Source organism: Sulfitobacter sp. AS59, from assembly GCF_038899995.1.
GTDB lineage: Bacteria > Pseudomonadota > Alphaproteobacteria > Rhodobacterales > Rhodobacteraceae > Sulfitobacter.
The window spans coordinates 186662-199248 of sequence record NZ_JBBMQK010000006.1 but is presented as its reverse complement, the minus strand read 5'-3'; the positions used below and the strand labels follow the sequence as shown (position 1 = coordinate 199248).

The following is a 12587-nucleotide window of genomic DNA, read 5'->3' as shown; positions in this document are numbered from 1 at the left end:
GAAGGCATAGAATCTTTTCAAACCAACCCGCGCAGCAAGCGTTTTCGGTTTTCTGGAATTGCATCGATCTCAAGCCCTGTGAACACATGCATGGTGTTCATTTGCCGGTCCACCACGGCATGATCGCTGACCCAGCCGCCCATTAGCAGATAGGTGCGCAGCAGTGGCGGCATCTGTTGCATCGCCTCTTTGCGGTCCACGCTTTCGCCTGTCTGATCTGCGAATCGCAGCACTTCATCCGCACCCTCGGCCGGATACCATATGCGCGGGGCAAGGTGGCACCGCGCCAACAGCGCAAAACTCCCCTGAAATGCGTCTGGGTCGGTCCCTTTGAAGGATGTGCAGCCAAACAGCAGCTTGATATTCTGGCTATCAACAAACTCGGTCAGTGCGGCCCAGGCGATGCGCACGATATCAGGGTCGGCGGCATCGGGATGCACGCAAAAGCGCCCCAGCTCCATCATCTTGCCATCGAATCCGGCCAACCTGCCCAGCCCGTAAAACTGCGCCGCGTAACTGCCGGTAATATCAGCCCCCTCGAACACGCCGATCCGAAAACAGCAAACAAGACGCCCGCCGCTGCGTTCGCGCACCAGAATATGACGTTGGCTGGCATCAAAAGGGTCGCGGTCAAGCGGCGTGTTCAGCCCAAAGGCCAAGGCCCTAAGCGCCTGCGCTGATTGGATATCTCGGGGGCTTTGCGCCGTCACTACATCGTATCGGCCCTTGCTCATGGCGATCATGTCCTCACATGCATCCCCACCAAGGTCTGATGCCTAGCCACTAAGGGCCGCAGGGTTGAACCGGCCGATATTGCCCAAAAGCTGGCGAATAAAGGCTTTGTCGCTGACCGAGGAACTGGTCACGCGCCGGTCCAGCGCGATGACATTGCCACGCTCAAGTCCAAAGCGTTCGACATTTTGTACGATGCCATTGGCGCTAAAGCTGATGGCGACCACTTCGCGCTCGATCTCTTTGGGTGCGAAAAACCCCAACGCCCTGCGGCGCGAACGCACATAGTAATAGCTGGAAGAATCAAGCAATCCGGACGCTGCAGGTGTCCCCGCCATCGCTGTCACCGTGTCGCGTGTGTCACTGCCAATGGTGATTTGGTCCAGATCCTCTTGCAGTGGCACATAGCCATGGTTCTTATACTGCGGCGAACAGGCCCCAAGCATAAGACCCGCGCTGACGAGAGCGGCAGACATCAGTGTCTTGGTGACATGGCGATCGATACGCATTCTTGGTGCCCTCTTGCCCTTGGGGATCATGGCTTTTATCTCGCATACACCAAGCATGCCCTATGGTTCAAGAAACGAAAGCAACACATCATGTCTCGCACGCCCCCCACATCGACTGCATTGCGCGTTGCAGATCTGCCCCAAAACGCTGACACCCCTTTTTCCTTGCGCCCCGACGCAGACACCCTGCGGCAGATTGCCGACGAACTGGGGTTAAGCGCATTGCGTAAATTATCTTTCGAAGGGAAATTATCCGCCTCCGGTAAATCGGACTGGCAGCTTAATGCCCGTCTTGGGGCCACCGTGGTGCAGCCTTGTGTGGTGACGCTTGAGCCGGTGACGACTCGCATTGACGTAAATATCACGCGGTTTTTCGTTAACGACTATCAAGAGCCTGACGAAGCCGAAGCGGAAATGCCCGACGATGATCGATCCGAACGGCTTGCAGCTTGGATCGACCCCGCCGCCGTGATGATCGAGGCCTTGGCCCTTGAAGTCCCTGAATACCCGCGCGCAGACGGTGCAGAGCTGGGTCAGGCCGTCTATGCCGAACCCGGCGTGGCCCCAATGACCGACGAAGACGCGCGCCCGTTTGCCGGGCTGGCACAGCTGCGCGAAAAGCTGGAAGACCCGAAAGAGTAGGTATACAAGGAAATCGGTGCAAAACGGGGTTGCATCGGCAAGGTTTCGCAGTATTTTGCGCCCTTCACCCCAATTAAGGTTGGACATCGGATAGGCTTAGGCCTAAACGCACGTCACGCCCAAACCGGGAGTTGATCTGAAACACGGTCGTCTTTGGCTATATGCCGCTGAACGACCCCGAAGGCAAAGGCACCAGACATGGCTGTCCAACAGAATAAAGTTTCCAAATCGCGTCGCAACAACCGTCGCGCGCACGACTCGCTTACTGCAGCGAACCCAAACGAATGTGCAAACTGCGGTGAACTGAAACGCCCACACCACATTTGTGCGGCTTGCGGTCACTACGATGACAACGAAGTCATCGCACAGAACGAAGAGATCGACCTAGACGAAGACGCGGCGTAAGCTGTCATCGTTAACCGCAGATAATAAAAGGCTTCGCACCAGATGACGGTTTCGCCCGATCAGCCTAAAGCGAACGCTCAGCGCACCCTTATTTCAGTTGATGCAATGGGGGGCGATCAGGGCCCGGCAATCGTTGTTGCCGGGTGCTCTGAGTCTGCGGCCAAGAATCCTGACATCAGCTTTGTCCTGCACGGGCCTGCGGAGACGTTGGAACCCTTGGTGGCCAAGCGCCCCGAATTGGCGGGCCGTTGTACTGTGCGCAATGCCACCGGCGTTGTGACCATGGGCGACAAGCCCAGCAATGTGCTGCGCAATGGCAAGGACACGTCGATGTGGTCTGCCATCGAATCTGTGCGCACGGGCGAAGCGTCGGTTGCCGTAAGCTGCGGCAACACCGGCGCGTTGATGGCCATTTCGATGATCCGTCTGAAAAAGATGGCTGGCGTCAATCGCCCTGCCATTGCTGTGCTCTATCCCTCAACCGGCCCCCAAGGGTTCAACGTCATGCTGGATGTTGGTGCAGACATACGTGCCGATGCCGATGACCTGCTACGCTTTGCCTTGATGGGCAAATCATATGCCCGCAACGGTATGGGCATGGAACGCCCCCGCATCGGGCTTTTGAATGTCGGCACCGAAGAACACAAAGGCCGTACCGAGCTGAAAGAAGCCTATGAGCTGATTCGTGATGCCGCCGATGAGGCCGAGTTCGATTTCGTCGGTTTTGTCGAAGGTAGCGATCTGTCAGGTGACGTCGCTGACGTTATTGTCACCGACGGTTTCACCGGCAACGTCGCGATCAAAACCGGCGAAGGCACGGCGACATTGATCGGCAACGGTCTGCGCGAAGCCTTTCAGCATTCGATCTGGTCGCGTATTTCAGCCCTGTTTGCCTATGGGTCGCTGGCCCGCGTCAGAAAGCGGTTTGACCCGCGCCGTGTAAACGGGGGCGTGTTTCTGGGGCTGAATGGCACAGTCGTAAAATCTCATGGCGCTGCCGATGCGACGGGCGTATCATCGGCTATCAAACTGGCCGCACGTCTGGCGGAAAGTGAATTTACCAACCGGCTTGCGGCACGGGTTGCCACCGCACCACCGGTGAAAGAGATCGAAGAATGACCATCCGAGCTGTTGTTATTGGTGCCGGGCACTATTTGCCCAAACGAGTCGTCGAAAACGTTGAATTCGAAGGCAAAATTGACACCGATGATGAATGGATCAGGTCCCGCTCGGGCATCGAGCGCCGCCATTTCGTAAGCGAAGGCGAAACCACCTCGACCATGGCCACGGCTGCTGCGCGCATTGCGCTGGAAGAGGCCGGTAAAACCCCCGCAGATGTAGACGCGATCATTCTTGCAACATCGACTGCCGATCTGACATTCCCCTCTGCTGCGACCATGGTGCAGGCCGAACTGGGCATGGAAAGCGGCTTTGCCTTTGATGTGCAGGCTGTTTGTGCCGGCTTTATCTATGCCCTTGCGAACGCCAATGCGCTGATTCTGTCAGGCCAAGCCAAACGCGTGCTGGTCATCGGCTCCGAGACATTCTCGAAAATCATGGACTGGACCGACCGCAGCACCAGCGTTTTGTTCGGCGACGGCGCAGGTGCGCTGCTGCTTGAGGCCCAAGAAGGCACCGGCACCCCTGCTGACCGCGGTATCCTGTCGACGGATCTAAACTCCGACGGTCGCTATCGTGACCTGCTTTACGTCGACGGCGGCATCAGCACCGGCACAACTGGCTACTTGCGCATGCAAGGCAATCAAGTTTTTCGCCATGCGGTTGAAAAGCTTGCCGCCACGGCAACGACCGCAATGGAACGCGCCGATGTGACCTCCGAAGATATTGACTGGGTCGTGCCCCATCAGGCAAATATCCGTATTATTCAAGGCACTGCGAAGAAATTGAACCTGTCGATGGATCAGGTTGTCGTGACCGTTCAGGACCATGGCAACACCTCTGCAGCGTCCATTCCGCTGGCATTATCCGTCGGCAAACAGCGCGGCCAGATCAAACAAGGTGACCTGATTGTGACCGAAGCAATTGGCGGTGGGCTGGCATGGGGCGCGGTCGTTCTGCGCTGGTAAACTCGCTTTTCGCCGCGCAAACAGGGCCTTACGGCCCATAGTTGTTGACAGGTGAAAACTTCCCTGCCTATGCTGAAAAAAATACAAGGGATATGGAATGGCCGACAAAACGTTGACCCGCATGGATTTGAGCGAAGCTGTCTTTCGCGAAGTGGGGCTATCCCGCAATGAAAGCGCCCAACTTGTAGAGGCCGTTCTTGAACATATGTCTGACGCCTTGGTCAAAGGCGAACAGGTTAAAATCTCCTCCTTCGGGACATTTTCCGTGCGCGACAAATCTGCGCGTGTCGGCCGTAATCCAAAAACAGGCGAGGAAGTTCCGATTAACCCGCGCCGCGTTCTGACATTCCGCCCCTCCCATTTGATGAAGGACCGGGTCGCCGACGGGAACAAGCGTTGATCTGATGCCCAAGTCTCCGGACGCATTCCGTACCATCTCAGAAGTCGCTGATTGGCTGGGCATCCAAGCCCATGTTCTGCGTTTCTGGGAAAGCAAATTCACACAAATCAAACCGATAAAACGGGCTGGCGGCCGGCGTTACTATCGCCCCGCTGACATGCTGCTGCTTGGCGGTATCAAACGCATGCTGCACGAGGATGGCCTTACGATTAAGGGGGTCCAGAAAGTGCTGCGCGAAGAAGGCATGAACTACGTCGCGGCCCTTTCGGCCCCGCTCGACGAGCTTGGCCAAACTGACGTCAGCGACGATGCAGCCGACACGGTAGATATGGCCGCATTGCCAGCCGAGCCGGTCAAACCCGAAAGCGTCGTACTCCCCTTCGAAAGCGCGCGCCCCGCGGATCCCGCGCCAGAGCCTGCACAGCCGGCACCAACATCCAAGCAAGACGCAGCCCCGGTGTCTGAACCTGCTGAAACGTTTGAGGCACCCGATGAAAACGTTAACAATGACCAACAACCCGTTGAAAAAGAAACGATAAGCAGCGCCAAGGCAGATTTAGACGCGGCCTCCGGCACCGCACCTGCGGCAACCGATTCGTCTCACCCCGCTCCCAGCCAAACGGCGGATGTATCACCCGCGCCAAGCGTGGCCAAACCGCGCGTTGTCGACGTTACCATCCCGTCGGAAACCGACATTCCCGCCACCGCCGCGACGCTGTCATCTGCGCTCCGCCTCCGCAAAATCACGCCCGCTGCCGCCGCAGACATTGCGCCGGTGTTGTCGCAGCTTGCGGCACTACGCGATTCCATGGCGTCTGGGGTCTCGGACCACAGTCCAGCAACAAAAGACTGAAACGCCATGCGCTTTGCGGCAATTCCCCCTTGCGCACCCGCGATTATCAGGTATTTACCGCCTCATGTCGGGCTATGGCGCAGCCTGGTAGCGCGTCCGTCTGGGGGACGGAAGGTCGCAGGTTCGAGTCCTGCTAGCCCGACCAACCGACATAAAACAAACGCCCGCGCCTGTAACGGTGCGGGTGTTTGCATTTGAAAGGTCCTGCTATGGGCGGTGTTATCCCAAACCAGCAAATCAGCGACATGATCAACGCGGGCCAGATCACTGGCGATGTGCCGGTTGACCCCGCCCAAATCCAACCCGCCAGCCTTGATCTTCGCCTTGGCACGGTTGCCTACCGCGTGCGCGCCTCGTTTCTTGCCGGCCACGGTGCAAAAGTCGCCGACCGGCTCAGCGAGTTTGAGATGCACCGCGTTGACCTTACAAACGGGGCCGTTCTGGAAAAGGGCTGCGTTTACGTTGTCCCGCTGATGGAAGGACTCTCCCTACCGGATGATATCTCCGCCGTCGCCAACGCCAAAAGCTCGACCGGACGGCTAGACCTGCTGACCCGCACCATCACCGATGGCGGCACCGAATTTGACCGCGTCAGCCCCGGTTACGCAGGCCCGCTTTATGCTGAAATCTGCCCGCGCTCGTTTTCGGTGCTGGTGCGCCCCGGCATGCGCTTGAACCAAATCCGCTTTTCTACCGGCGATGCCACGCTGAACGACGACGCCCTGCGCGCCTTGCATGCGACGACCCCGCTGGTTGATGGCGATCCGGTCATTGACGATGGCTTGGGCTTCTCCGTCGATCTGCGCCTGCCCGGCACCACCTTGGTCGGCTACCGCGCCAAACCGCATACCGGTGTGATTGATCTGGATAAAATCGGCCACTACGCGCCCGCCGACTATTGGGAAGAAGTGCACAGCGACAACGGCCAGATCATCCTAGACCCCGGCGCATTCTATATCCTCGTCAGCCGCGAAGCCGTGACAATTCCCCCCGAATACGCCGCAGAAATGGCCCCCTACCTTGCCATGGTGGGTGAATTCCGTGTGCATTATGCGGGCTTTTTTGATCCCGGTTTCGGTCACGACAAATCTGGCGGGGCCGGATCACGCGGCGTCCTCGAGGTCCGCTGCCACGAGGCACCCTTTGTGCTTGAACACGGCCAGGTGGTGGGCCGCTTGGTCTATGAAAAGATGGCGCAAGTCCCGACGCAACTTTATGGCGCGGGCATTGCCTCAAACTACCAAGGCCAAGGCCTCAAACTCAGCAAACATTTCGCGGCACCCGGCTAAACCGCTTCTCTGGCTTAAAAATATCCCGGGGGACGCCCACAGGGCGGGGGGCAGAGCCCCCTACAACACTTAAAAACGGTACTTAAAAACGCCCCAAACGCCGCATGGTTTTCAGCATCTGGCGCGACTGCTTACCTTGCTCCCGCGCCGTCCGGTTCCGGCGGGCATCTTCCTCGGGCGACACGGCAGGCTGACTGCCCGCGCCCTTTTTGCCCTTGCCGATTTTAGACGCCTGGCTAAACCCAAGGTTCACACCCCGGTTGATCAGCTGGCCCATAACGCGGCGCATAATCATATTCACAATCTGGTTCATGGTTCGACCTCGTTATTTCGCGCAAAAATTAACTCTAGCTCTTAATATAGCAGAGTTTGGGGTATTTTTCAGGTCCCCCAAAGCTTTAATCTTCAAAAAGCTCGCTTTGGCCTTCCACGTCTTCGTCAACGTCATCCTCTTCTCCCGCCATCAGCGGCAGCCCGCCAAAGGCCGGGCGGCTTTCCAACAGACCGGCAGAGCGCAGTTCTTTCAGACCAGGCAAATCGCGGGGGCTTTCCAGACCGAAATGCGCCAAGAACCCTTGGGTCACGACAAAGGTAACGGGCCGCCCCGGTGTCATCTTGCGCCTGCCAAAGCGGATCCAATCCAGCTCAAGCAGTTGGTCCAAGGTGCCCCGAGACACGGAAACCCCGCGAATTTCTTCAATCTCGGCACGGGTTGCGGGCTGGTGATAGGCGATGATGGCCAAGGTCTCGATCGCGGCACGTGACAGTTTACGCACCTCAACCGTTTCTTTTTGCATCAAATAGCCCAAGTCGGCGGCGGTGCGCATCGCATAGGCATCACCGATCTTTGCCACCTGCACGCCACGCCCCTCATAGCGTTTCCGTAGATGCACCATCGCCTCGGCCGCGTCACAGCCGTGGGGCATGCGCGATTCAATCTCGCGCAGCGTTACAGGTTCCGCAGTGGCAAAAAGAATGGCTTCCAGCATACGCTCTTGCTCTGCGACGGGTGGTGCCTCGAACAGGCTTTCTTCTTGATCTTCAACGGGTTCAGTCACCACGTCCCTCTCTTTTTCGCAATTCAATCGGGGCAAAGCTTTCGGATTGGCGTATCTCAAGATGGCCCTCTTTGACCAGCTCAAGCGACGCGGCAAAGGTCGATGCCGTGGCCGAACGGCGCATGACCGGATCATCGCCCCACCCTTCGGGTAAATAGCTGGTCAGATCACCCCAATCACCCGCAAAGCCGATCAGCCCCCGCATCCGTTCAAGCGCCTGTTCCATCGTGAAAACCTTGTCACGGTCCATCACAAAGGGGCGGAATTCATCGCGGGTGCGGATGCGCGCATAGCCTTGCATCAGGTCCAGCAACGTCGCGCTATAGGTGACGCGGCGCGTGCGTTTGACCTCGTGGGTTTGACCGCGCGCAAAAAAATCGCGCCCCAGCTGATCGCGGGCCATCAGCCGTGCAGCCGCATCGCGCATCGCCTGCAAACGTTCCAGCTGAAACGCCAGATGGGCGGCCAGTTCCTCGCCTGTGGGGCCTTCCTCGGTCGGGTCGGGTGGCAGCAACAAACGGGATTTCAGGAATGCCAGCCAGGCGGCCATCACCAGATAATCAGCGGCCAATTCCAACCGCAGCGCCTTGGCCTTTTCCACAAACAGCAGATATTGCCGCGCCAGTTGCAGCACCGATATTTTGCGCAGATCGACTTTTTGGGTGCGGCTGAGGGTCAGCAAAAGGTCCAATGGGCCCTCGAACCCGTCCACATCAATAATCAACGCTTCGGCGGCCAGCCTTTCGGCAACCGTTGTCTGGTCTTCCTCAAAAAGGTTTTCAGCCATGCAATTCCTCGCCCAAAAGCGCGTCAAGCTTCGCAGTCAGGGCGGAAATGTCAATCTCGTCGGGGGTCACGCGCATAGAAAGCGCCCGTTCAGCCCGGGTTTGCGCGGCATCGGTCATTTCCCCCGCCGCATCAGCCACCAAACTGCGGTCCTCAAGCGATGCGTTGCAGTACAAAATCACGTCACAGCCCGCCGCCAAAGCATCGCGGCTGATCTGATCAACGCCGCCCGCAAGCGCCTTCATCGAGATGTCATCAGTCATGATCAGATTATCAAACCCGATCTCGTCGCGGATCAGTTGCATCATCACCGGCGACAGCGTGGCAGGGCGCGGATCAATCGCGTCGTAGACCAGATGCGCGGTCATCCCCATCGGCAGGTCATTCAACGCCTTAAACGGCGCGAAATCACAGGTGGTCAGATCGGCATGTGCGGCCCCCACCAAGGGCAGATCGAAATGGCTGTCCATGGTCGCGCGCCCATGTCCCGGCATGTGTTTGACCACGGGCAACACGCCACCGGACAGCATCCCGTCAGCGGCAGCACGGCCCAACGCGGCGACCTGCGCAGCGTCAGTGCCATAGCACCGGTTGCGTAAAAACGCGTGGGTTTGCGGGCCTGCGACGTCCACCATCGGGGCGCAATTGCTGTCGATGCCCACGTCATGCAATTCCTGTGCGATCAGGCGATACCGGATGTACATCGCTTGCGCCGCATTGGCACCAGCGGCCTGCACAAAATCAAGCGGCGGCGTCCAATCATGCCAGATCGGGCCGCGCAGACGTTGCACACGCCCACCTTCCTGATCGACGGTAATCACCGCGTTATGCCCCGCCGCCTCGCGCATTTCATCACATAGGGCGCGGACCTGATCAGGCGTGTCAATATTGCGGGCGAACAGGATAAACCCAAAGGGTTTTACGGCGCGAAACAGCGCCTTTTCCTGCGCTGTCAGGCGCAGACCGGTCGCATCCAGTATCGTCGCGCCAAACCGCATTAGCGGGTCACGACAGGGATACAATCAGCGTTTTCCGCCACAAGGGCCGAACAAAAGCGGCGTGCGTCGGCAATGTCTATGAACCCATGCGCGCGCAGGCGATAAAACGTGCGCCCGCCACTGCTGGCTTCTTGAACGATGCGGGATTTACCCTCAAGATACGCGCCGAAACGCCCGTTCAATTTGTCCCATTGGCTGCGCGCAATCTCGGGCGTGTCAAAGGCACCAAGCTGTACCAAACGCGTGCCCGTGGGCAGGCTATCGGCTGAAAGCTCTTTAACCTCTGTCGCGGATGCACTGGTATCAAACGCCGCTTGGGTCACCACGGCACGCACAGCGGGACGCGTTTTGGGACGCAGCGATGCCTTTACCCCCGGCTCTGCCACCATGGCGACTGCAATTGCATTGGAAACAGCCATATCCAGCGATGCGGGGTCGATAGAAGCGCTGGCCTTGATCGGCGCGACCTCGCCCGTATCCATCGGCTCCATTCCGTCGGTCAGTTGGGCGACCAAATCATCGACATTACCGCTGTTGAGGGCCGCATTCACGTCAGCCGCCGAAGCAACCGGCACGCTCGCCTGTGGCACAGGTGCAACCATCGACGCCAACACCGGCTGGTCTTCAGCCTCAAGATCAAGGGGTCTGGGGGCCAGAATAACACGCTCTGCCACCTGATCCGCCGTCCCTTCAGAGGCAACAGCATTGACCGATAGCCCCTGATTTTGCGCCAATTGGCCACCGGGATTTTCGGGGCGCACACGCATGTCACCTTGGGCCGCACGCACAATAGGAATACCGCTTACATCGCGCACAAGCAGTTTATAGCCCCAAACACCGATACCAATAACAAGCACCGCGGACAAAGCCGCACCCGCGATATTGGTTATACTTGCCAATGGGTTAGACCGCTGAGGGCCCACATCATACATATCAGAATCTGCATAGTATTCCCCACCTTGGTGGGAAGACGTGTAATCTGCCATCTCTGCCTCACTGCCCGCCACTCGTTAATCGGCGCGGGTCTGTAGTTTGAATTTGCCTGTCCGGCAGGCGTGCGTTTAACGCATCTCTTCTGCCGGGGTCACCCCAAGAATACCAAGACCTGACGCAATTACAATCGCTGCGGACTTTGCCAGCGCGATTTTTGCCTGAGACACAGCCGCATCATCCTGCAAAAAGCGCAGCGATGGCACGTCATTGCCGCGGTTCCACAACCCGTGGAAATCGCCTGCCAATTCGTACAGATAGAACGCGATCCGGTGCGGTTCATTGCTGCGCGCCGCCGTTTCAACAAGACGCGGCCATTCTGCCAGTTTGCCTGCCAGCTTCAGTTCAGCCTCGTGGTCCAACAACGACAAATCAGCAGCTTGCAAGGTGGCCATATCCGTCGCCACGCCTGCCTCGGCTGCTTTGCGCAGAACCGAATTCACCCGCGCATGGGCGTATTGCACATAGAACACGGGGTTCTCGCGGGATTGCTCAAGAACCTTGGCAAAGTCGAAGTCCAACATCGCATCGTTCTTGCGCGTCAGCATCACAAAGCGGGTCACATCAGGGCCGACCTGATCGACCACATCGCGCAGGGTAACAAAGGTCCCTGCCCGCTTGGACATCTTGAATTCTTTGCCATCTTTGAACAGCTTAACCAGTTGGGTCAGCTTGATATCCAGCGGCACCGTGCCACCGGACAGCGCCGAAACCGCCGCCTTCATCCGCTTGACGTAACCGCCATGGTCGGCCCCGAACACGTCAATCAACATGTCAAAACCGCGCTGCACCTTGTCATAGTGATACGCTATATCAGGGGCAAAATACGTCCAGCCGCCATCGGATTTCATCACCGGCCGGTCCACATCATCGCCATGTGCGGTCGATTTGAACAGGGTTTGTTCGCGCGGTTCCCAATCTTCAGGCAGCTTGCCCTTTGGTGGCTCAAGCACACCTTCGTAAATCAGGCCCTTGGATTTCAGATCCTCGATCGCGGCCTCGATCAGACCGGTGCCGTACAGTGATTTTTCGGAAAAGAACACGTCCATCTTAACGCCCAACGACGCCAGATCAGCGCGGATCAGGTCCATCATCGCGTCCGTGGAAAAGCTGCGCACGTCTTCCAGCCAGACGTCTTCATCCTTGCCGATATAGGCGTCGCCAACCTTGGCTTTCAGCGCCTCGCCGACCGCAATCAGATAGTCGCCGGGATAGGTGCCATCGGGAAAGGCAACCTCTTGGCCATGGGCCTCAAGATACCGCAGATACACCGACCGCGCGAGCACATCGACCTGCGCGCCACCATCGTTAATGTAGTATTCGCGCGTGACATCAAAGCCCGCGAAATCCAGCAAGGACGCCAACGCATCGCCAAAAACCGCACCACGGGTGTGGCCCACATGCAGCGGCCCCGTCGGGTTAGCCGATACATATTCGACGTTCACCCGCTTGCCCTGCCCCAGGTCACCGCGACCAAAATCCGTGCCCTCGGCCAGAACCGCGCCCACAACGCCCTGCCAAACAGACGGCGCAAGCCGCAGGTTCAAAAACCCCGGCCCGGCAACTTCGACGGATGTAATACGCGGGTCTTCGGCCAGCTTTTCGGCCAGTTTCTCGGCAATATCGCGGGGTTTCATGCCGGCCGGTTTGGCCAGTACCATCGCGGCGTTCGTCGCCATATCGCCATGGGCCGCATCACGTGGTGGTTCCACCGCAATGGCGTCAAAGCTTAGGCCAGCGGGCAGGAACCCATCAGCAACAAGCGCATCAAGCGTGGACAGCACATGGGTGCGGATATCGGCAAATAGGTTCATTGAGGCATTCCTTCGGCTTGGCCC

The 12587-nt window shown here is 58.2% G+C and carries 15 protein-coding genes and 1 tRNA gene; 8 read left to right on the top strand and 8 right to left on the bottom strand.

Features of this window, described 5'->3' with window-relative positions:
- Window positions 1-17 precede the first annotated feature (17 nt).
- Both WNY39_RS14470 and WNY39_RS14465 read right to left on the bottom strand, forming a co-directional pair.
- The gene (locus WNY39_RS14470; RefSeq protein ID WP_342846576.1) at window positions 18-734 is read right to left on the bottom strand and encodes a GNAT family N-acyltransferase; all 717 of its coding nucleotides are present in this window, start codon (window positions 732-734) and stop codon (window positions 18-20) included.
- Between the two features lie 42 nt (window positions 735-776).
- A complete protein-coding gene (locus WNY39_RS14465; RefSeq protein ID WP_342846574.1) occupies window positions 777-1241 on the bottom strand; it encodes an outer membrane protein assembly factor BamE in 465 nt (154 codons plus the stop codon).
- 90 nt (window positions 1242-1331) lie between these two features.
- Between WNY39_RS14465 and WNY39_RS14460 the strand changes: the two genes are divergently transcribed.
- The 8 genes from WNY39_RS14460 (at window position 1332) to WNY39_RS14425 (ending at window position 6917) form a co-directional block, all read left to right on the top strand.
- Entirely contained in the window at window positions 1332-1883 is a 552-nt protein-coding gene (locus WNY39_RS14460; RefSeq protein WP_342846572.1) for a DUF177 domain-containing protein, read from the top strand.
- Between the two features lie 198 nt (window positions 1884-2081).
- Entirely contained in the window at window positions 2082-2288 is a 207-nt protein-coding gene (gene rpmF, locus WNY39_RS14455) for a 50S ribosomal protein L32 (protein ID WP_341235342.1), read from the top strand.
- 42 nt (window positions 2289-2330) lie between these two features.
- Entirely contained in the window at window positions 2331-3407 is a 1077-nt protein-coding gene (gene plsX / locus WNY39_RS14450) for a phosphate acyltransferase PlsX (RefSeq protein WP_342846569.1), read from the top strand.
- A complete protein-coding gene (locus tag WNY39_RS14445) occupies window positions 3404-4375 on the top strand; it encodes a beta-ketoacyl-ACP synthase III (protein WP_341235344.1) in 972 nt (323 codons plus the stop codon). The genes plsX and WNY39_RS14445 overlap by 4 nt, the downstream gene beginning before the upstream one ends.
- Window positions 4376-4472: 97 nt before the next feature.
- A complete protein-coding gene (gene ihfA / locus WNY39_RS14440) occupies window positions 4473-4775 on the top strand; it encodes an integration host factor subunit alpha (protein ID WP_005853794.1) in 303 nt (100 codons plus the stop codon).
- A gap of 4 nt (window positions 4776-4779) precedes the next feature.
- Complete coding sequence (locus tag WNY39_RS14435) at window positions 4780-5628, top strand: MerR family transcriptional regulator (protein WP_342846554.1); 849 nt, start codon at window positions 4780-4782, stop codon at window positions 5626-5628.
- A gap of 68 nt (window positions 5629-5696) precedes the next feature.
- Window positions 5697-5773, top strand: a tRNA-Pro gene (locus tag WNY39_RS14430).
- A 64-nt stretch (window positions 5774-5837) separates the two neighbouring features.
- Entirely contained in the window at window positions 5838-6917 is a 1080-nt protein-coding gene (locus tag WNY39_RS14425) for a 2'-deoxycytidine 5'-triphosphate deaminase (RefSeq protein ID WP_342846552.1), read from the top strand.
- A gap of 82 nt (window positions 6918-6999) precedes the next feature.
- On the opposite strand, the gene WNY39_RS14420 is transcribed toward WNY39_RS14425, so the two are convergent.
- From WNY39_RS14420 to argS, 6 genes are all read right to left on the bottom strand, one after another.
- Entirely contained in the window at window positions 7000-7230 is a 231-nt protein-coding gene (locus WNY39_RS14420) for a hypothetical protein (protein WP_342846550.1), read from the bottom strand.
- 85 nt (window positions 7231-7315) lie between these two features.
- Complete coding sequence (scpB, locus tag WNY39_RS14415; protein WP_342846660.1) at window positions 7316-7975, bottom strand: SMC-Scp complex subunit ScpB; 660 nt, start codon at window positions 7973-7975, stop codon at window positions 7316-7318.
- Window positions 7968-8762 carry a ScpA family protein gene (locus tag WNY39_RS14410; RefSeq protein WP_341235348.1) on the bottom strand — a complete coding sequence of 265 codons (795 nt, stop codon included), beginning with the start codon at window positions 8760-8762 and terminating at the stop codon, window positions 7968-7970. Before WNY39_RS14410 ends, scpB begins: the two co-directional genes overlap by 8 nt.
- On the bottom strand, window positions 8755-9759 hold the full coding sequence (gene nagZ, locus WNY39_RS14405) for a beta-N-acetylhexosaminidase (protein ID WP_342846547.1): 1005 nt from the start codon (window positions 9757-9759) through the stop codon (window positions 8755-8757). The genes WNY39_RS14410 and nagZ overlap by 8 nt, the downstream gene beginning before the upstream one ends.
- Entirely contained in the window at window positions 9759-10616 is an 858-nt protein-coding gene (locus WNY39_RS14400) for an SPOR domain-containing protein (RefSeq protein ID WP_342846658.1), read from the bottom strand. Before WNY39_RS14400 ends, nagZ begins: the two co-directional genes overlap by 1 nt.
- A gap of 204 nt (window positions 10617-10820) precedes the next feature.
- The gene (argS, locus tag WNY39_RS14395) at window positions 10821-12563 is read right to left on the bottom strand and encodes an arginine--tRNA ligase (RefSeq protein WP_342846545.1); all 1743 of its coding nucleotides are present in this window, start codon (window positions 12561-12563) and stop codon (window positions 10821-10823) included.
- Window positions 12564-12587 lie beyond the last annotated feature (24 nt).